Origin of the sequence: Sphingorhabdus sp. Alg239-R122 (assembly GCF_900537065.1) — a bacterium.
Lineage (GTDB): Bacteria > Pseudomonadota > Alphaproteobacteria > Sphingomonadales > Sphingomonadaceae > Alg239-R122.
This window is the reverse complement of record NZ_UNRC01000002.1, coordinates 132,816-152,368: the sequence shown is the minus strand read 5'-3', so window position 1 is coordinate 152,368 and position 19,553 is coordinate 132,816. Positions and strand designations below refer to the sequence as shown.

Here is a 19,553-nt window from a genome sequence, read left to right as displayed (position 1 = left end):
TTCATTCCTCGTCAAACAGTCCGGCGAGTTGCTCCACCATCGTACCGCCAAGCTGCTCGGCATCCATGATCGTCACCGCCTTTCGGTAATAGCGGGTCACATCATGGCCAATGCCAATCGCGTTGAGCTGCACCGGTGATTTATTCTCAATCCATTCAATCACCTTGCGCAGATGCTGTTCCAGATACGCACCATTATTGACCGACAAGGTGCTGTCATCAACCGGCGCGCCATCGGAAATCACCATCAACACACGGCGTTCCTCAGGCCGCGCAAGCAGGCGATTATGCGCCCATAAGAGCGCCTCACCATCAATATTCTCTTTCAGCAGACCCTCGCGCATCATCAGGCCCAGATTCTTGCGCGCGCGCCGCCATGGTTCATCGGCTTTTTTGTATATGATATGGCGCAAGTCATTAAGCCGTCCGGGAAGCGGTGGCCGCCCTTCGGCGAGCCAGCTTTCACGGCACTGCCCGCCTTTCCACGCCTTGGTGGTAAAGCCCAGTATCTCGGTCTTCACCCCGCAGCGTTCGAGCGTGCGCGCCATGATATCTGCGGAAATCGCGGCGATGGAAATCGGCCGCCCGCGCATGGACCCCGAATTGTCGATCAGCAACGTCACAACCGTGTCGCGGAAGTCTGTGTCGCGTTCGACCTTATAGCTCAGTGACTGCATCGGGTTGACTACCACACGCGACAGCCGCGCGGCATCGAGCAGGCCCTCGTCCTGATCAAAGTCCCAGCTGCGGTTCTGCTGCGCCATCAAGCGCCGCTGCAGCCGGTTGGCGAGTTTCGTGACCGCGCCCTGCAGACTGGTCAGCTGCTGGTCAAGATAGGCACGCAGGCGAAGCAGTTCATCCTCATCGCAAAGCTCGGTTGCTTCGATGATTTCATCATATTCTTCGGTCCAGGCTTTATAGTCAAAGTCATTCGGAATATCGGTCCAGGGCCGGTTCGGCCGCACCGGCATCATGCCGTCCTCGCCCATATCACCCGGGTCGCCATCGCTGGCATCGTCCATTTCGGACTCGCGCTCCTGACCCTCGCCGTCTTCGCCCTCGCCCTCCTGCTCTTCGCCGCGCGCGTCTACCTCGCCCTGGTCGCCCGTGGCTTCCTCTTCGCCTTCCTCGCCATCGTCATTTTCTTCGTCTTCGCCATCGTCGCTCTCGTCGTCCTCGCCTTCTTCCTCCTCGACATTGCCCTGGACAAGTTCAAGATGCTCAAGAAGCTGCTGTGTCAATTCCGCAAAGCTCGACTGGTCATCGAGCGTAAGCGGCAGCGCATCAAGGTCCGCGCCAGCCTTTTCCTCGATCCAACCGCGCAGCATTTCCACGCCCGCCACCGCACGTTCGGGCACTGGCTTGCCCGTCAGCCGCTCGCGCACCATCAACGCGAGCGCGGTCGAGATCGGCACTTCATCACGCTGCGTGGCGCGGCTGATCGGATCGGCTTTCAGCCGCATCTCAAGCGCGGCGTCGAGATTGTCACCCACGCCCGCCATCTGGCGGCTGCCCAGCGCTTCTATCCGCGCCTGCTCCACGGCATCGAATGCCGCCCGCGCCACAGCCTCACGCGGGGCAGTTTTATTATGCGCAGCTTCATTGTGATAGCGCATTTTCAGCGCATAAAGATCGGCATAACCGCGCGCCTCGGCCACCTGGTCCTTGGGCAGGTTGCGCCCCGGCATCGGCACCTTGATATTCTTGCCCGCACCCGAAGGAGCTTCTGCCGTATAGGCAAGCTCCACCTCTTCCTCACGCGCAATCGCCCGCGCCGCGCCGCCAAGCACGGATTTCAGGTCATCAAGGGGAGTGCGGTCGGTCATTTTTCCTTAGCCAGGTTGGCCCACAATGCTTTCCGGCAGGTCCTCACCAAATACGCGCTGGTAATATTCGGCGACCAGCATCCGCTCGGCTTCGTCGCATTTGTTGAGGAAGCTGAGGCGGAAGGCGAAGCCGATATTGTGGAATATCGCTGCGTTCTGGGCCCAGCTGATCACTGTACGCGGGCTCATCACGGTTGAAATATCGCCGTTTATAAAGCCCTGCCGCGACAGGTCCGCGACCTTGATCATATTGGCGACAACATCCGGGTCGGTTTCACCCACCTTGGCCAATATGACCCTTGCCTCGGTTTCGGCAGGCAGGTAGTTGAGCGTGCACACGATGTTCCAGCGGTCCATCTGTCCCTGGTTGATCTGCTGCGTACCGTGATACAATCCGCTTGTGTCGCCCAGACCAACCGTATTCGCGGTGGCGAACAGGCGGAAATACGGATTGGGACGGATCACGCGGTTCTGGTCAAGCAGGGTCAGCTTGCCCTCGGTTTCCAGTACGCGCTGGATCACGAACATCACATCGGGACGTCCCGCATCATATTCATCGAACACCAAAGCCGTTGGCGTTTGCAGCGCCCATGGTAGCAAACCTTCACGAAATTCGGTGACCTGCTTGCCGTCTTTTAGGACAATGGCATCACGTCCAACCAGATCGATACGGCTGATATGCGCGTCAAGATTGATACGGATACATGGCCAGTTCAGCCGCGCCGCGACTTGTTCGATATGCGTCGATTTGCCGGTGCCGTGATAGCCCTGCACCATCACGCGGCGATTATGCGCGAACCCGGCCAGAATCGACATAGTCGTTTCGGGGTCGAATACATAAGAAGGGTCGAGGTCCGGCACGCGCTCATCTGCTTCGGAAAAGGCCGGAATTTCCCAGTCCATATCGATGCCAAATTCTTCGCGCGCATCAACGACCCTATCGGGCGCTGCCATTATTGTGTCGCCTTGTGTGCCAGGGGTGGTGTTTGGAATATCCGTCATGTTTCTGCCTTATGCGTTTTGACCAAATACTATCATGGAACGGGACTCTATGAAAAAGCCGCCGCGTTTTTAAGATGGGTATAGGCCGCAATCACGTCTTGCAATGCCTTTTCGTGGGTCCGGTCACCGCCATTACGGTCAGGGTGGTAGCGGCGCACAAGCTCACTATAGGCGCGGCGAATTGTGCGGCGGTCCGCATCTTCGCCTAGCCCTAGCGTCGACAGCGCCTGCCGGTCCGCCTTGTCCAGAGGTGATGCGGCAAAACCCGCCCGTGACCGCGCCGCCAGATTTTCCTTGAACCGGGCTCCAATGGCATCCAGCGGGTCGGTAAAATTCGACCATCGTGGAGCGGGGTCCCCCTGATTCACAAAAACACGGCTTTCCGATTCCCACGCTGATCCGGGCCGCTGCGCCTCGTAAATCTCGTCGGTGTCCATCCCTGCAAAAAAATCATAGCCCGCGTTGAAATCGCGCACATGGTCGAGGCACAGCCAGCGCCATTCACCAGGGCCATCATAACGTGACATACCGCTACGGAACCGTGCGGACGGCGCGCGGAATTCACCATCTTCAGCGCAGCTCGGTACGTCGCACAAACGACCCGTGTCCTCATATCGCCCATGAAAGCGCGGGCTTTTCTTTTTGGTCTGATGTTGCTTGGTCAAAATTCAGCGCGGGCCCGGCCAATGGTTACAGTTTAATGCGAACACACTATATAAGTGCGAACAAGATAGAATCAAAGGACGTGAGATATGGGTGAAGTCGAGCAAGAAATTATCAAAAGGCTGACCGAAGCGCTTTCGCCGACACGGCTGGTGGTCAATAATGACAGCGCCCAGCACCGCGGCCATGCCGGTGATGATGGCAGCGGAGAATCACATTTCAGTGTTGAGGTGGAGAGCGCAGCCTTTACTGGCAAAAACCGCGTGCAGCAGCAGCGCATGGTGAACGCAGCGCTCGGCAACCTGATGGATGAACGCATCCACGCAATGGCGATCAAGACGCAGGTTGCAGACTAATCAATATAGAATCATCTTATTGACATTATTGGATTTTATGCTATATTTGCTTTCCTAAAAAGGAGAGAATTGATGAAAAAGATAGCACAATCCGTTGCGTTTGGAATGGCGGCAGCGATGGCTGTGCTGCCTGTTGCAGCACATGCCGAAACATATATTGAGTGCGATCAATTTGGGAATTGTGTAGTTATCACATGCGAAGTTCTACCCAATGGCCAAGAAGTGTGTTTTCCTAGTGAATGGGAAACTCCGGGTATACCAGACTAGATTATCTTGATGGCGGAGAAATGGCTGCCTCGCCATTTTTCGATATTTAGGGATCGAAATCTAGACTGAAATTTCTCCATTTTTAGTTCGCACTAAGTTTGCTGAGGTTTCGGCTTTCACCAGAATGATGAATGGGTATAGTAGGGCGATGACTCGCTCTTCTTTCCAGCAGACCCGCATTGCCCTTTCCACCGGTATCGAACTAGATGTAGCCATTGAGGGGCCGGAGAACGGCGAGCCAATCATCTTCCTGCACGGTTTCCCCGAATCGCACCGCACATGGCGGCATCAGATTGCGCAGTTTTCAGACCGTTATCGCTGTATCGCACCCGATCAGCGCGGCTACGCCAGATCTTCCAAGCCAGAGGGTGTGGATGCCTATGGAATCCAAAATTTGGTTGCCGATGTAATCGCACTCGCCGATGCGTTGGATATCGACCAGTTTACGCTTATGGGCCATGACTGGGGAGCGGGTGTAGCCTGGGCGACGGCGCTGGGCCATGCAGACCGCATCAAACGCCTGATTATTGCCAATGGCCCACACCCCTTTACTTACCAGAAGTCCTTGTTTGATGACCTGGAACAGCGCGCGGCGGCACAATATATTACGGCATTTCGAGGAGATGGTTTTATAGAATATGCTTACCGCAAGGGCTGGAATGCCTATTTTGACGAGAATTTCGCGAATTTCGGCGCGGCAGGCATAGAGCCGAAAGAACGCAGCATATATCTGGAGCAATGGGCCACGCCCGGCGCGTTCGAGGCGATGATAAACTGGTACCGAGCCAGCCAGATCGTAATTCCTCCCATGCCTTCCAAAAATGGGCCGGATAGCAGAGACCCCATGCCCGAACGACCTGCCTATCTGGACAAGCCCTTTCCCATCCTGAAAATGCCGGTGCTGCTTATCTGGGCGATGGATGACCATGCGCTCAAGCCGTCATTGCTGGACGGGCTGGATGACCTGATTGAGGATCTGGCACTCGTCAAAATCCCCGGCGGGCATTTTGTGACATGGGAAAATCACGACGCAGTGAATGCGGCGATGGAAAACTGGCTGTAAGCGCCTAATTGAGCCACTCCACCCATTTGCCATGCGCATGGGCATTGGCCAGATGCATCGCCTGTTCCTGCCCCGGCCAATAACGGACTTTCAATTCATGCCGCATGGTCGCGCGATTGGTTTCCAGTGATATCCACGCCAAAGGCCGCTCGACATTTGCATGTGCTGCGGCGGCATCCATGGCGGCGCTGATGCGTTTGCGCCCACTTTCCGGGATATATTGCCACACAATGGTATGGAATAATGCCCGCACCGTACCCGCATCCTGCTGCGCGGCAAGTTGCGCCTCCACCCAGTCCGCTGCATCTGCCTGCATCAGATCAGGCGCGTGTTCCTGCGCAAAGGCGATGGCATTGTCCAGCCTTGCCATACGGTCCGGATTTTCCGGCCACACATAGCTGCGCAGTCGCATGGCCTCAGTCGGATCAGTCAAATCGACCGGATTTACGTCACATCCGTGAATGGATGCGATTTTCACATATGCATGCGGCGGCGATGCACCTTTCCATTCGGGCCGGATGCGCATGGGCGAGCCTGCGGGTCCCGCTTCCACACCGCCCATATCATAATGATAGCGCGGCATCATGGTGTTAATGCCTGCGCTTGCACCGATTTCCAGTAACTCGAAACGCGGGCCTAGCTTACCCGACAGCCATAGCAGCGCCGCCATGATGTTAGCCGAACGTCCTGCCTCATTGGTCTGTGGCGGGCCGTCAAACCATGATGCCAGTTCATCGTCATGGGCATAAACAACTGACGCAACAATGGCATTGATTTCATCCTGATCGGTGACGTCCTGGTCATATATGACATTTAATCTGGTGTCGTGCCCGGTCAGATGCAGATGATGCAGCCCGCCTGCAATGCGCAGTGCCAGCGCATCTTCTATCGGGTTGCCCGGCCAATCCGCAATAATCCGTCCGCAGCGCGTATCTCCCTCGGCCAGAGCAACCATGGCTTCACATATCGCGCCTGTCACCGGCGCATCATTGGTCCGGCAATGCGCCGCCTGCTGCAAAATGCCTTTTCGGATTTCATCACGCATTGCCATATCCCATATCCATTGTTTATTGCCCTTTCACGCCAAGCCCCCTACATCCGCCTGCGATATGGCAAAACCAACCATCTTTGCGATTCCCAAGGGAAGAATACTCGATGACGCGCTCCCGATACTGGAGCAGGCGGGCATCGTGCCCGAAAAAGGCTTTTTCGACAAGTCGAACCGGGCGCTGAAATTCGGCACCAACCGCGAAGATATAGACATTATCAGGGTGCGTGCATTTGATGTGGCGACTTTCGTGGCACACGGGGCCGCGCAAATCGGCATTGTCGGGTCGGACGTGATTGACGAATTTCAGTATTCCGATCTGTACGCGCCAGTTGATCTGGGATTCGGGCATTGCCGCCTGTCGGTCGCCGAACCTGCCGAAAAGGCCGGCACGGACGACTTGGCGGGCGCTAGCCATGTCCGTGTAGCCACGAAATATCCCAATCTGACCCGCCGTCACTTCGAGGCGATGGGGGTGCAGGCGGAATGCGTCAAGCTGAACGGTGCAATGGAACTTGCCCCTTCGCTGGGCCTGTCGCGCCGCATAGTCGATCTGGTGGAATCAGGCCGCACGCTCAAGGAAAACGGGCTCGTCGAAACAAGCAAAATCATGAATGTCTCTGCACGCCTGATCGTCAACCGGGCAGCGCTCAAAACCAATCACAGCGTGCTTGGCCCATTGATAGACAGGTTTCGCGAGGCTGTCAGATGACACTCCGCCTTAACGCCTCTGACCCTGGTTTTGATCGCGATTTTGACCATTTTATAAATGCAAACCGCGGCGGTAATAATGACGTAGCGGGCGATGTGACGCGTATTATAGCAAAGGTCAGGGCACGCGGCGATGATGCGCTGACCGAATATACGAACCGCTTTGATGGCCACTCACTGGCCGCCAGTGGCTGGAATATCGAAGCGGCAGAATGCAGGGCTGCTTATGACGCGTTGGATAGCGAACTGCGCGCAGCACTGGATATGGCGGCGGAGCGGATACGCGCTTATCACGAAGCGCAACTGCCCGAAGACCGCGATTACCGCGATGCGCAGAATGTGCGTCTGGGCGCCCGCTGGAGCACGGTCGAAGCGGCGGGGCTTTATGTGCCGGGCGGACGGGCGGCTTACCCCTCATCTCTGCTGATGAATGCAATTCCGGCCAAAGTGGCGGGTGTAGAGCGGCTTGTCGTTACAACGCCAACGCCCAATGGCGAAATTAACCCGTTAGTGCTTGCAGCGGCGCACCTGGCAGGTGTCGACGAAATCTGGCGCATTGGCGGAGCTCAGGCTGTTGCCGCGCTTGCCCATGGTACTGACAAAATCGCGTCCGTGGACGTCATTACCGGCCCTGGCAATGCCTGGGTCGCCGAAGCCAAACGGCAACTTTATGGCGTGGTCGGCATTGATATGGTCGCCGGGCCGTCCGAAATTGTCGTAGTGGCCGATGCCCAAAATGATCCCGAATGGATTGCAGCGGATCTGCTGAGTCAGAGCGAACATGACCCCAGCAGCCAGTCAATCCTCTTCACCGACGATGCAAGTTTCGCCAATTTGGTTGCCGATGCTGTGGCTTTGCAATTAAACGCCCTACCGACAAGCGAAGTTGCCCGGCAAAGCTGGAGTAACAATGGCGCGATCATTGTTGTGGATGACCTGAAAAACGCCATGCCGTTGTGTGACCGGCTCGCGCCTGAACATCTGGAGTTGGCCACAGACAATGCCGAACAGCTGTTTGCAATGGTACGGCATGCAGGCTCCGTGTTCCTGGGCCGCAACACACCCGAAGCCATTGGCGATTATGTTGCCGGACCCAATCATGTACTCCCCACCGGACAGCGGGCACGTTTCTCCTCGGGCCTTTCCGTGCTGGACTTTATGAAACGTACCAGCTTTATCGAACTGGATCATGATAGCCTTGGCGCAATCGGTCCGGCTGCTATGACACTAGCCAAAGCCGAGGGCCTGCCCGCGCATGCCGAAAGCGTGCGACGTCGATTGGAAGAGAAGAAATAATATGACACAGAATGCAAAATCAAAATCCCGCAGCGCCGCGCGCCTTGCTGCGGTTCAGGCCATTTACCAGCAGGATATGGAGGGCATGAAGCTCGCGCCCCTGCTGCACGAATTTCATGAACATCGACTGGGTGCAGAGATTGAAGACGCACAATATGCCGACGCTGAAGTTAGCTTTTTCGATGATATTGTCAGCGGCGTCGATGCCCGGCGCGATGAAATTGACGCGATGATCGAAAGCCGGCTGGCGAGCGGCTGGTCGTTGAAGCGGCTTGACAAGACGATGCATCAGATACTGCGCTGCGGTACTTATGAGCTGATGGCCCGCGCTGACGTGCCGGTGGCTACCGCAATCACCGAATATGTCGATGTCGCTCATGCTTTTTTCGACAAAAAGGATGCAGGCTTTGTGAACGGCCTGCTTGATGCGATTGCAAAAGAAGTGCGGCGGTAACGGCCCGGCAATACATGACCTCAGAAACCGCCTTTATCGAAGCGCTGCGCAAAATCGCCACTGATCCGGCGGCGCGCGGTCTCGCAGATGATGCGGCGGTTTTGAACATGGGCGGCACAAAGCTCGTCCTGACACATGATATGCTGGTCGAGGGTGTGCATTTCCTGCCCACTGATCCGCCGGCAGACGTTGCGTGGAAACTCCTTGCAGTCAATCTGTCGGACCTCGCAGCCAAGGGCGCTAGGCCTGTCGGTATAATGATGGGCTATGGCCTGATGGAAGATGCAGACTGGGATGCAGGTTTTGTGGCCGGGCTGGGCGATGCACTTGCCCATTATGGTGTCCCGCTGCTGGGCGGTGATACAGTTGGGCAGCCAAAAGGCGATGCCCGCGCCATGGGCCTGACCGCTATTGGTGTAAGCGCGGATGCGCCTCCTCCAGCACGGTCAGGCGCAAGGGCTGGAGATTTACTCTATGTAACCGGCACCATTGGCGATGGCTGGGCCGGGTTGCAGCTTCTGCAACAGGGCCAGGAAGAACCAGCCGCGGTTATACAAGCTTACAGACGCCCTGCCGCACTTCTGGTTGAAGGGCAGGCACTTGCCCCGCATGTTCATGCGATGATGGATGTGTCCGACGGATTGTTGCTTGATGCGCGGCGTATGGCGGACGCCTCTGGCCTTGCATTGTCGCTGGACCTGGACGCTGTGCCACTGTCGGATGCCTATCGTTCTATATTTGGCGATACGCAGAAAAGCAGACTGGATGCAGCCAAAGGCGGTGATGACTATCAACTGCTGTTTGCCGCACCGCAGGACCTTCGCCTTCCTTGTCCTGCCACAGCGATCGGTAAATTTGCATCAGGAAAAGACATAAGCATCAGATATAAAGACAAAAACATGCAACTTCCCGTATCACTGGGTTATATACATCGGGATGGCTGAAAGCCCCTTTTTATTTAGTGGTTGCGCTTTTTGGCAAAGCCACACTATACCTCTCCCCCAATTCCGCATTCGACGGAGTAATCATAAACCATTTTAGGGAGAATTTCAGCACATGGAACTTAATGCTGTTACCATTTCAATATTGTGCGGGCTGATCGCCGTTTTATACGGCATCATAACCAGCCGCCAAGTGCTCAGCGCATCGGCAGGCAATGAAAAAATGCAGGAAATCGCAGGCGCTATTCAGGAAGGCGCACAAGCCTATCTGGGCCGCCAGTATCGCACCATCGCCATTGTCGGCGTTGTTGTAGCAATTATCGTCGGCCTGACGCTGGGCCTGATTTCCGGAATCGGCTTTGTTATCGGTGCTGTGCTTTCGGGCGTGGCCGGATACATTGGCATGAACATTTCCGTACGCTCCAACGTACGCACGGCTGCGGCGGCGGATAGTGGACTGCAACAAGGGCTTACCGTGGCATTTCGCGCAGGCGCTGTCACCGGCATGCTCGTTGCTGGCCTCGCGCTGCTCGCGATTGCGGGCCTGTTCTGGTACCTCACCACATTTGGCGGCTATGCACCCAATGACCGGCATGTCATCGACGCACTGGTGGCATTGGCCTTTGGCGCTTCGCTGATTTCCATCTTTGCACGTCTGGGCGGCGGCATCTTTACCAAGGCGGCTGACGTCGGGGCTGACCTGGTCGGCAAAGTTGAAGCAGGCATTCCTGAGGATGACCCGCGCAACCCCGCCACCATCGCTGATAACGTCGGTGACAATGTGGGTGACTGCGCAGGTATGGCCGCTGATCTTTTCGAAACTTATGTCGTGACTGTGGGCGCCACCATGGTGCTTATCGCACTGCTTATCACGGGCCTTGCTTCGGCAGACCTGATGAACCTGATGAGCCTGCCGCTAATTGTCGGCGGTGTGTGCATTCTCACCTCGATAATCGGCACCTATATGGTGCGTCTGGGCAGTTCCAACAACATCATGGGCGCGCTTTATAAAGGCTTTATCACAACAGCCGTACTTTCCATTCCCGCCATATATTACGTCACATCGCGTACATTGGGCGGTATGGACACTGAAATCGGCACCACCGGGTTTACCGGCATGGATCTGTTCTGGTCGATGATTGTAGGGCTGGGCGTAACTGGCCTTATCATCTGGATCACTGAATATTATACCGGCACCGAATATCGCCCGGTACGGTCCATTGCCAAGGCTTCGGAAACAGGACACGGTACAAACGTGATCCAGGGTCTGGCCATCAGTCTGGAATCCACCGCGTTGCCAACATTGGTTATCGTGGTTGGTATCATCGTATCCTACCAGCTTGCAGGTCTTTTGGGCATTGCTTTTGCGGCAACATCAATGCTGGCATTGGCCGGTATGGTTGTGGCACTGGACGCATATGGCCCGGTTACGGACAATGCTGGTGGCATCGCCGAAATGGCTGGTCTGGACGAAAGCGTGCGTGACAAGACCGATGCACTGGACGCCGTGGGTAACACCACAAAGGCTGTAACCAAGGGCTATGCCATTGGTTCCGCCGGTCTCGCCGCACTGGTGCTGTTCTCCGCCTATACCGCGGACCTTGATGTCTTCTTCAAGGACGTCACAGTCGATTTCAGCCTTGAAAATCCATATGTGATTGTCGGACTGCTGCTCGGCGCATTGCTCCCTTATCTGTTCGGAGCGATGGGCATGACAGCCGTGGGGCGCGCTGCTGGTGATGTTGTGAAAGACGTACGTGCACAGTTTTCCGCCGATAAAGGCATTATGGACGGCACATCACGGCCGGACTATGCTCGCACGGTAGACCTTGTAACCAAGGCGGCGATCAAGGAAATGATTATTCCTTCACTGCTTCCCGTGCTTGCACCGATTGTGGTCTATTTCGCGATTACAGCGGTTGCCGGTCAGGCGAACGGCTTTGCCGCGCTGGGCGCATTGCTGCTTGGCGTGATCGTGTCCGGCATATTCGTGGCCCTGTCGATGACAGCCGGCGGCGGCGCATGGGACAATGCCAAGAAATATATCGAAGATGGCAATCACGGCGGCAAAGGGTCAGAGGCGCATAAAGCCGCTGTCACCGGAGATACGGTTGGCGATCCTTACAAGGATACGGCTGGCCCTGCGGTAAACCCGATGATCAAGATCACGAACATCGTGGCCTTGCTGCTCATTGCGGCTCTGGCAGGTGTCGGCTAAGTAGCCTACCAGAAAATTACTCAACAGGAAAAGGCCCCGGCGCAACATGCGCCGGGGCCTTTTTCATGCCCTAAAATCTTTTACGTAAATTCAGCTCCACAAACCGTCCGCGCGGGTCAACAAAGCCGGGTTGATAGCTGAGCGGGGTTTCGCCACTTTCATCGCGTACAGTCTGGATGCCGCCCAATATATTATTGATACGCAACGACACACGGCTGCCTTTCAGAAACGGTACTTTCTTCACCAGTTTTTCACGGCTTCCCATATTAAAGAAAAATCGGACATTCACCGTCGCGATATCGTCAAATATCAGGTCCGATGCGCCCAGTGCATCCGCACCTTCGACACGTGTGCCACTGCGGTAATTGCCGCTTACACGCATGCCCAGACCGTTATTGAACCACCTTCCGCCGAAATTGACACTGTGCCGCGATGCGCCTCCATTGCTGCCAGTCGCCGACCCGCCAAGCAAATCCAGTTCCGGCACGCCGGGGCGGATCAGTATAGTCTCGTCAATTGCAATATTGTGAAAAGCATAAACGCTCCAGCGGCCGCCGCGGCGCCGACCGCCAAAACCGCGCCTACCGCCGCGGCCGCGGCGCGCACTTTGCGCTGGCGGTCTGCCCCTTGCCTGTTGCGGCGTCTTTTGAGGGCTCGAAGCTGTATCTGCAGTTGCCGCTTTTGCTTTCTCGCCGCCTGGCTTTCCCTGCCGGGGTGTTTGCCGCGGCTTAGGTTGCGCAGCCGCCACGCCGGACTGTTGTGGACGTGTACCTGGAGGGCCGCCATTGTCAGCACTGCGTGGACCTCTTCCACGGCCTCGCCCTTGCGGTGGACGCCCGAATGATTTGGAAAAAGAAATACCGTAGCGCACACGCTCGCTATTCACGCGATCAAACGTCACGGGACGGCGATCAAGTGCAACAAGCTGTCCCGCACCATTACGTGTGACCCGTCCTGGAAAAGCCGCCTCAATTTCAGGCGAAAGTGCCGGAAAGCCCGCACTGTCATCAAAACTGCGGTTGCGATAATATTCGGCAAAAAAACCTAGCCCCCCGGTCTTGGGCGGACGATAATTCAGCGCGAACTTCAAATCACGCTGACGCTCCGCCAGCAGCAATGGATTGCCACCGGTGGTGATGTTGACAATTGCATTCTGGCCAGTAGCAAGGTCAAATATCGGCACATTTGGTGTCACGATTACCGGGCTGACAAGCTGTGAAATACTTGGCGCACTCTCGGTGTTGATAGATGTAGCGGATAAGCTCAATCCACCTAGCGGCTTCCATGTTACCCCGAAACCATATTTCGTCAGCCCGCCAAAATCGGACAGTTCGCGGTATCCCAGATTACCGTTTAGAGACACATCGCCCAGTATCTTCCCAGCCCCGTAACCGCGTTCGAATAGCGGCACTTCTATATTGGCGGCAATTCTGCCCTGATCACGGCCCAGCGATGTCTGCCCCGCTGACCGGCTATCTTCGCTGTCCAGCGAAAACGTCGAATAACCTGCGCTGAATGTCGCGCGCACTTCACCGGCAGGCAATTTGAGCGGAACTCCGGAAATAGAAGCAAGCAGACTGCCAGTAAAAGTCTCGCTTTGCGCAAGGTCTGCCGATGCGGAAGGTAGTAAAAGTCCAAGATCGCTTCCCGCGAAAGGGTCAATTGCCAATGCCGGGTCAGTTTCGGCAAGCCCTGCGCGAATGGCCGCAAAATCGGCACGTGTATCGGTGTGGGTCACTTGCTTCACATTGCTGGCATCGCCCGTCAACGACCAGCGCCAACCGGACAGATTGCCATTGAGCGCAAACCCGCCCAACAGCGAATCATTGCGCGCAACACGCGTTAGCGGACGCGGCTCAGCCGTAAAAATACGGATCGTCTCGTCATCGGTGCCGCGGGCAAACGGATTGCTTGCAGGCACCAAAAGACCCGCTGAATTGAGCCCGAACAGTGATCGCCTTTCGTTGCGCTCATACGCAGCGTTAAACGAAAGCCGCGTATCTGGCGCAAGGTTCATGCTGTAGTTGGCATTGGCCTTAACAGGGTCGCTGGCCGCGATAAGTGTACGGTAAGCCCCGACATCCTGCGGGCTTATATCGCCCACCAGCGTCTCCCCCGTCGCAATATCACTTTGAACTATGCCGCGCTCGCTTTCGCGCAATGCTGTCCTAGGCTCATATTCCACGTTCAGATTAAGCCGCGATCCCTTGCCAAATTTAGTATATGTCGCCTCATATTCCGATACACCATATCCACCTGCGGTCGACAGTCCGTGACCCAATTCCAGCACAAGGCTGGAAAAACTCTCCACGAGAATAAAATTGATAACACGCTGATCGGCCGAATATCCGAATTGCAGCGCCACTTCTTCTGGCAAGACCTGCACCTGCCGGATAGCTTCGGGTGGAATATTGCGCAATTCACGAAATCCTGAGACAGGTTGACTATTAATCAGCACAACAGGACGCCCGCTCCCGCGTCCACGCCCTCCGCCTGTTTGCGGTTCAAGCGCCGTCAGCAGATCTTGCACCGAAGATACGCCATAGCTGGCTATATCTTTCGGATTCAGCTCCAGAACCGCTTCATAAGGTGTAATGACTGCACCTGGCAGCCTTTCGGCACGCACTACGATAGTCCCAGTGTCATCGATAGTATCGGTGCCATCCGATTCAGATTCGGTTTTAATGCCTTCCTGCTGCGCCTCCTGCGCACAGGCCATATACGGTGCCGCACATAGCGAAAGCGCTATCGCGAAGCGTGGCAGCCTGTAAGGGATTTTTCTGGCACGCATATCCGTGTCGTTTTGCTCTCATATTTGAGTAAAATCAGTGCTATATTTATAGGCAAGATGTAAAATGGATGACAAGCACCTATATTGTATCAAAGCGTAATAGCGGATGAACATGCACCAACAGTGGCTTGTGCCTTGTCAGACAGTAAAATCTTCCCTTTTGCGTGATTACCCGCTACATGCGGGCCAAACCAACAATTATGGAAATTTAAGAAACTGCATGGCTAAAGAAGAACTATTGGAAATGCGCGGGACAGTAATGGAATTGCTGCCCAATGCGATGTTCCGCGTAAAGCTTGAAAACGATCACGAAATCCTGGGCCATACGGCAGGCAAGATGCGCAAAAACCGCATCCGTGTGCTGGTGGGGGATGAAGTGTTGGTTGAGCTGACTCCTTATGACCTGACCAAGGGCCGCATAACCTACCGCTTTAAATAAGAGCCACTTTTATGGCCGCTCCACAGCTTGTCCTTGCATCGGCCAGCCCGCGCAGGCTTGACCTGCTCGCACGCATCGGCATTACGCCAGATGCGGTGGCTCCAGCAGATATAGATGAAACACCCCATACAGGTGAGAAACCGCTGGACTATGCACGCCGCATGTCCGCTGAAAAAGCAGCTGCGGTGGTGAGCGCGCATAACGGAAGCTTCGTCCTTGCAGGTGATACCGTGGTGGCTGTTGGCCGCCGCATCCTGCCCAAAGCGGAAAGCGAAGCCGAAGCACGGCAATGCCTCTCACTCATATCAGGTCGTCGCCACCGCGTCCTGTCAGCTGTTACCCTGGTCCGGCCCGATGGCAGCTCGCAGCATAAACTCTCCGAAACTTGCGTTATCTTCAAACGGCTCGAAGGGCGTGAGATTGATGCCTATATTGGGACCGGTGAATGGCAGGGTAAAGCAGGCGGCTATGCCATACAGGGCGCTGCTGAAGCGCTTATCCGGCGTATTTCCGGCAGCTATAGCGGCGTGATGGGACTGCCGCTTTATGAAGTGCGCACCCTGCTCATTTCCGGCGGTTACACATTGTAATGCACTGGTTATACGAAAACGGTATTGGCGAGGAACGCGCAGCATTAGTGCGTGGCAGCCAGATCATAAAAGCGCGGATTGAGCGTGCAGGCGACAGCATACGGCCCGGCGCAGTCCTCATGGCACAGTTGATACGCAAGATCGGGACCGGAAAGCGGGCCATTGCCACACTCTCGACCGGCGAAGATGTCATTATTTCATCTTTTCCGGGTACACTGACCGAGGGGCAGGAATTGCGGGTGCGTATCACCCGTACAGCCATTACCGAACAAGGGCCTGAGCAAGGCCGGTATAAATATGCATTGGCCAAGGGCGTGGGCGATGACATCGCACTTGCCCCCTCGCCCAGCCTGCTCGAGCAGATAGAAGCAGATGGCACCGAGGTAAAACATTGCCCTGCGCACGGGCCTGACTTGCTCGCCAAGGCGGGGTGGAACGAGCTCCTACATGAAGCACAAAGCGGCCATGTTGCATTCCCGGGTGGCACTCTGGAAATCGTGCCCACACCAGCCATGGCGGTGGTCGATGTTGATGGTGAAAGCGCACCCAGACAACTGGCGCTAAACGCAGCACAGGCGGCCGCAAAGGCAATTGAGAGGCTCAGCATTGGCGGCAATATTGGCATTGATTTTCCGGCGCTACCCACAAAAGCAGATCGCGCGGATGTAACCATTGCCGTTGACCAGGCGATGCAGGGTCCGTTTGAACGCACTGCCGTGAACGGTTTCGGCTTTATGCAAATCGTGCGCAAATATGAACGGCCGTCACTTTTGCAGGTTGTTCAGGATACACCTGACCTCACGGCGCTGCTGGACCTGCTGCGCTGCGCGCAAAGAGACCCGGGCACAAGCAAGCTCATGCTCCACCTGACAGCGCCTATGAAAGCGATATGGGATGAGCATGAAGCATGGCAGGCCGCGCTTGTAAAACAGATAGGCCGCAGCGTGGACATTGCCGCAAAGCCAGCTTGCACGCGGGAAGCATCCTGCCTATCTGGTACATATGACTCAGCCTAGCAAAACACCCGGAAAATGCCCGCTCTGCAAAAAGGCGGCGGTGCCAGAACATGCTCCCTTTTGCAGTAAAGGCTGCAAGGACCGCGACCTCCTGAAATGGTTGAATGATGGCTATAGCGTCCCCGGTGAGCCCGTAGTGATACCGGATAGCGAAATAGACTGATTTAAGGCTGGACATAAGGCATGAGTCCTGCTTATAGGCTGCCTTCGGTTTCGCATGTATCACCAAATGCGCAATCAAAGTGCCCGAGTAGCTCAGTTGGTAGAGCAAGCGACTGAAAATCGCTGTGTCGGCAGTTCGATTCTGTCCTCGGGCACCACTTTTTTCCTATATTTCCAGTGTCTCCAGATTTTCGTTTGAGCACATAAATAGCACCGACATTTCCGCAGGTTATAGATAGGCTCTGCGATATAGCGTTGACGAGAGACCATTTGTCAGCGGCGCACACCGCCGCAAATGACCGTTTGTCTCGGTGGTCCGAAACGCTGGCACCAGATGCACTTTTGGATTTTTAGTGGTTTGGAGTTACCCGAACCCTAGTGCGGCTCGTTGTTCAGCCCAGCAAAGTGGAAGAGCTCCCATGCGCAGTAACTTGCGGCCTGTGAGATGGGCCGGCTGATTTCCATCGACTATCGCTGAGATAATGTCGGGTGCCAGATAGCTGAGCCGGGTAAGCTGATGGAGATGGCGATCGCTATAGCCAGCTACCATGGGTGAAGAGGCGCCCAGAACAATATGATTCTGAGCCGCAAAGGCATGGGTGATCAACCTTAAGAGAACAGGATCAGGATCGCGTTTCATTGTCCCATCATTGGGTGCAACAGCAAGTTTGAGATCGGATCCTCTGCTTACCAGCTTTGCTTTGAATTTGCTGACTCAGGGATAGCGCAAACACTGGGGCAGAAAACCATCCTGCTAATTGGTAATCTTGGGAACCTTTTCTCGCACGCGCCGTCTGATAGCTGAAACGGGATTGGAAGCATGAACAATATTGCCCACGATTACGAACAAATGAACGATCGTCAGCTTGTTGAAGCTGCGGTTCAGAAAGACAGCACTGCAATCGCGTTGATCACAAGGCGGAACAACCAGCGCCTTTTCAGGGCCGCCTGGAGTATTTTGAGAAATCACGCCGATGCCGAGGAGGTTGTTCAGGATTCGTATCTCAAAGCATTTCGCGCATTGGACAAGTTTGAAGGCAAGTCGTCTCTTTCGACCTGGTTAACGCGAATAGCGCTGAACACAGCACTCGATCGAAAACGTTCCAACGATAGGAAAATCGACGCATTTCGAGCGCAAGATGTAACCGTCATTGATGCGTATCGCTCGACCTATTCCTCAAGCAGTGAAGCAAGTGAATTACCAAGTTCAATACTGGCCCGGTCCGAATTGTCCAAGTTTTTGAAAGCGGCTGTCCGGCGGCTGCCGGACCCGTATCGCACAGTTTTTATCCTGAGAGATATTGAGGGAATGTCCGTGGCAGAAACCGCTAAAGCAATGGAGATTCCCGCTTCCACCATAAAGACGCGATTGTTTCGCGCAAGACGCCTCATGCGCAAAGACATTGAGGTCGAATTCGGCAATGTTTTTGACGACACGATTACCTTTGCCGGAGCCGACTGCGAAGCAATGACCGCAAAGATTATCAAGGAATTCTGTCCCAACAAAACGGAGAATGAAAATGACAACTGAAACCACAATGCCAACACGCCGGAATTTCATCGGCGGGGCCGGAAAAACCCTTTCTCTTGCTGGCTTGGCAATGATCTCTGGCGGATGTTCCTATGCAGCCGCTCCCAATAGTGCAAGCGCGACAAGCCAGGATGTTGAAATCCTGAATGCCGCTATCGCATTGGAACACGAAGGGATTGCCGCATATCAGATTGCTGCCACAAGCGGTTTGTTGCAACCGGCCGTCGTTGACATTGGCGTAACTTTCCAGGGCCATCACAAAGGGCACCGCGATGCGTTGATAAAGGCCGTCGAGCAACTTGGCGGTACGCCCGTTGAGGAACAATCACAGGATCATTATATCGACGCTCTCGATATTGCTTCGCTAAAGAATCAGGAGGACGTCCTGCGTCTCGCACTCAAGCTGGAGCGCGGCGCCGCAAATGCCTATCTTGGCCTGATCCCATCTCTTGGAAACGACTTTCATCAAGTTGCCGCACAAATGGCTGGAGACGAAGCTTTTCACGCGGCAATTTTGGGCAATGCTTTGGGCGAACCTATCCCCAAGACACCACTCATGTTCGGTTAATCCTGAATCTACATTCTTTTTAAAACGGGTCGATAGTCATGAAAACAACCACCGGTATAGCCTTTGCCCTAATAGCAATAGTTACAACAATTGGCGGGCTCCTGTTGGCAAATTCCCATCCCTCAATGCAGAACGCCCTCCATGTGCCCGGTAATGCGGAGAAAACAGATCCCTCCATCAAAAGCTCCGCGCTATCGGTCACCTTGGCTGCTACATCCGATCAAGCTGCTATTGGGGAAAAACTATACCAGATGAAATGTGGCGCATGCCACTCGCTTGACAAAAATCGTATCGGCCCCCGGCACAGAAATATTGTGGGCAAACAGGCAGGGACTGTAACAGGCTTCAAATACAGCAACGCGTTGAAGAGGCTCAAAGCACAGTGGACCGATGAGAACCTAGATGCCTGGCTGGAAAATCCGGGAAAATTCGCACCAGGTACTTCAATGGGTTTTCGCGTAAAAAAAGCCAACGAGCGGAAAGCTATCATAGCATATCTCAAATCGGTATCGAAATAGCTGCGGTATCACCTATGGCACTGTCAAAGCCAGTCCATCTGTATGAAACGGGCATATACGGAGCAGACTCACGGTCAACCCGCCATTCATGGGG

Annotated in this window: 21 protein-coding genes and 1 tRNA gene; 16 read left to right on the top strand and 6 right to left on the bottom strand. The window is 55.1% G+C overall.

Going from position 1 to position 19,553, the window contains the following annotated elements:
• Position 1 precedes the first annotated feature (1 nt).
• Genes cobT through G6Q15_RS02675 form a run of 3 tightly spaced genes read right to left on the bottom strand, consistent with a single transcriptional unit; the run spans position 2 to position 3,492 of the window.
• Positions 2-1,825 carry a cobaltochelatase subunit CobT gene (gene cobT, locus G6Q15_RS02685; protein ID WP_164115393.1) on the bottom strand — a complete coding sequence of 608 codons (1,824 nt, stop codon included), beginning with the start codon at positions 1,823-1,825 and terminating at the stop codon, positions 2-4.
• Between the two features lie 6 nt (positions 1,826-1,831).
• On the bottom strand, positions 1,832-2,827 hold the full coding sequence (gene cobS / locus G6Q15_RS02680) for a cobaltochelatase subunit CobS (RefSeq protein ID WP_164115391.1): 996 nt from the start codon (positions 2,825-2,827) through the stop codon (positions 1,832-1,834).
• Positions 2,828-2,874: 47 nt separating this feature from the next.
• Positions 2,875-3,492: a J domain-containing protein gene (locus G6Q15_RS02675; protein WP_164115389.1), complete on the bottom strand. Its 618-nt coding sequence runs from the start codon at positions 3,490-3,492 to the stop codon at positions 2,875-2,877.
• Positions 3,493-3,579: 87 nt separating this feature from the next.
• Here G6Q15_RS02675 and G6Q15_RS02670 point away from each other — a divergent pair, with 87 nt between their 5' ends.
• The 3 genes from G6Q15_RS02670 (at position 3,580) to G6Q15_RS02660 (ending at position 5,176) form a co-directional block, all read left to right on the top strand.
• On the top strand, positions 3,580-3,846 hold the full coding sequence (locus tag G6Q15_RS02670; RefSeq protein WP_164115387.1) for a BolA family protein: 267 nt from the start codon (positions 3,580-3,582) through the stop codon (positions 3,844-3,846).
• Positions 3,847-3,918: 72 nt separating this feature from the next.
• Entirely contained in the window at positions 3,919-4,113 is a 195-nt protein-coding gene (locus tag G6Q15_RS02665) for a hypothetical protein (RefSeq protein ID WP_164115385.1), read from the top strand.
• A gap of 124 nt (positions 4,114-4,237) precedes the next feature.
• A complete protein-coding gene (locus G6Q15_RS02660) occupies positions 4,238-5,176 on the top strand; it encodes an alpha/beta hydrolase (protein ID WP_240330712.1) in 939 nt (312 codons plus the stop codon).
• Between the two features lie 4 nt (positions 5,177-5,180).
• Here the strand turns inward: G6Q15_RS02660 and G6Q15_RS02655 are convergent, their stop codons facing one another.
• The gene (locus G6Q15_RS02655; protein ID WP_240330711.1) at positions 5,181-6,227 is read right to left on the bottom strand and encodes a DUF2332 domain-containing protein; all 1,047 of its coding nucleotides are present in this window, start codon (positions 6,225-6,227) and stop codon (positions 5,181-5,183) included.
• Positions 6,228-6,285: 58 nt separating this feature from the next.
• On the opposite strand from G6Q15_RS02655, the gene hisG reads away from it, so the two are divergent.
• From hisG to G6Q15_RS02630, 5 genes are all read left to right on the top strand, one after another.
• The gene (hisG, locus tag G6Q15_RS02650) at positions 6,286-6,936 is read left to right on the top strand and encodes an ATP phosphoribosyltransferase (protein ID WP_164115383.1); all 651 of its coding nucleotides are present in this window, start codon (positions 6,286-6,288) and stop codon (positions 6,934-6,936) included.
• Entirely contained in the window at positions 6,933-8,231 is a 1,299-nt protein-coding gene (gene hisD / locus G6Q15_RS02645) for a histidinol dehydrogenase (RefSeq protein ID WP_164115381.1), read from the top strand. The genes hisG and hisD overlap by 4 nt, the downstream gene beginning before the upstream one ends.
• Before the next feature lies 1 nt (position 8,232).
• Positions 8,233-8,685 (top strand): transcription antitermination factor NusB, encoded by a 453-nt coding sequence (gene nusB, locus G6Q15_RS02640; RefSeq protein WP_164115379.1) that lies wholly within the window; start codon positions 8,233-8,235, stop codon positions 8,683-8,685.
• Between the two features lie 14 nt (positions 8,686-8,699).
• The gene (gene thiL, locus G6Q15_RS02635; RefSeq protein WP_164115377.1) at positions 8,700-9,629 is read left to right on the top strand and encodes a thiamine-phosphate kinase; all 930 of its coding nucleotides are present in this window, start codon (positions 8,700-8,702) and stop codon (positions 9,627-9,629) included.
• Positions 9,630-9,741: 112 nt separating this feature from the next.
• Positions 9,742-11,844, top strand: coding sequence for a sodium-translocating pyrophosphatase (locus G6Q15_RS02630; RefSeq protein WP_164115375.1), 2,103 nt, complete (start codon positions 9,742-9,744; stop codon positions 11,842-11,844).
• A gap of 70 nt (positions 11,845-11,914) precedes the next feature.
• Here G6Q15_RS02630 and G6Q15_RS02625 read toward each other — a convergent pair whose 3' ends face one another.
• Complete coding sequence (locus G6Q15_RS02625; protein ID WP_164115372.1) at positions 11,915-14,563, bottom strand: hypothetical protein; 2,649 nt, start codon at positions 14,561-14,563, stop codon at positions 11,915-11,917.
• 292 nt (positions 14,564-14,855) lie between these two features.
• Between G6Q15_RS02625 and infA the strand changes: the two genes are divergently transcribed.
• From infA to G6Q15_RS02600, 5 genes are all read left to right on the top strand, one after another.
• Positions 14,856-15,074, top strand: a complete 219-nt coding sequence (infA, locus tag G6Q15_RS02620; RefSeq protein WP_164115370.1) for a translation initiation factor IF-1 — start codon at positions 14,856-14,858, stop codon at positions 15,072-15,074.
• An 11-nt stretch (positions 15,075-15,085) separates the two neighbouring features.
• Positions 15,086-15,664, top strand: a complete 579-nt coding sequence (locus tag G6Q15_RS02615) for a Maf family nucleotide pyrophosphatase (protein WP_164115368.1) — start codon at positions 15,086-15,088, stop codon at positions 15,662-15,664.
• A complete protein-coding gene (locus G6Q15_RS02610) occupies positions 15,664-16,680 on the top strand; it encodes a ribonuclease E/G (RefSeq protein WP_164115364.1) in 1,017 nt (338 codons plus the stop codon). Before G6Q15_RS02615 ends, G6Q15_RS02610 begins: the two co-directional genes overlap by 1 nt.
• A complete protein-coding gene (gene yacG, locus G6Q15_RS02605; RefSeq protein WP_164115362.1) occupies positions 16,667-16,843 on the top strand; it encodes a DNA gyrase inhibitor YacG in 177 nt (58 codons plus the stop codon). The genes G6Q15_RS02610 and yacG overlap by 14 nt, the downstream gene beginning before the upstream one ends.
• A gap of 81 nt (positions 16,844-16,924) precedes the next feature.
• Positions 16,925-17,000: transfer RNA gene (locus G6Q15_RS02600), tRNA-Phe, on the top strand.
• Positions 17,001-17,206: 206 nt separating this feature from the next.
• Here G6Q15_RS02600 and G6Q15_RS02595 read toward each other — a convergent pair.
• Entirely contained in the window at positions 17,207-17,482 is a 276-nt protein-coding gene (locus tag G6Q15_RS02595; RefSeq protein ID WP_164115360.1) for a hypothetical protein, read from the bottom strand.
• Between the two features lie 180 nt (positions 17,483-17,662).
• On the opposite strand from G6Q15_RS02595, the gene G6Q15_RS02590 reads away from it, so the two are divergent.
• Genes G6Q15_RS02590 through G6Q15_RS02580 form a run of 3 tightly spaced genes read left to right on the top strand, consistent with a single transcriptional unit; the run spans position 17,663 to position 19,459 of the window.
• Entirely contained in the window at positions 17,663-18,373 is a 711-nt protein-coding gene (locus G6Q15_RS02590; protein WP_164115358.1) for an RNA polymerase sigma factor, read from the top strand.
• A complete protein-coding gene (locus G6Q15_RS02585; RefSeq protein ID WP_240330710.1) occupies positions 18,363-18,941 on the top strand; it encodes a ferritin-like domain-containing protein in 579 nt (192 codons plus the stop codon). Before G6Q15_RS02590 ends, G6Q15_RS02585 begins: the two co-directional genes overlap by 11 nt.
• Positions 18,942-18,979: 38 nt before the next feature.
• Positions 18,980-19,459: a c-type cytochrome gene (locus tag G6Q15_RS02580; RefSeq protein ID WP_164115354.1), complete on the top strand. Its 480-nt coding sequence runs from the start codon at positions 18,980-18,982 to the stop codon at positions 19,457-19,459.
• The last annotated feature ends 94 nt before the right edge of the window (positions 19,460-19,553 follow it).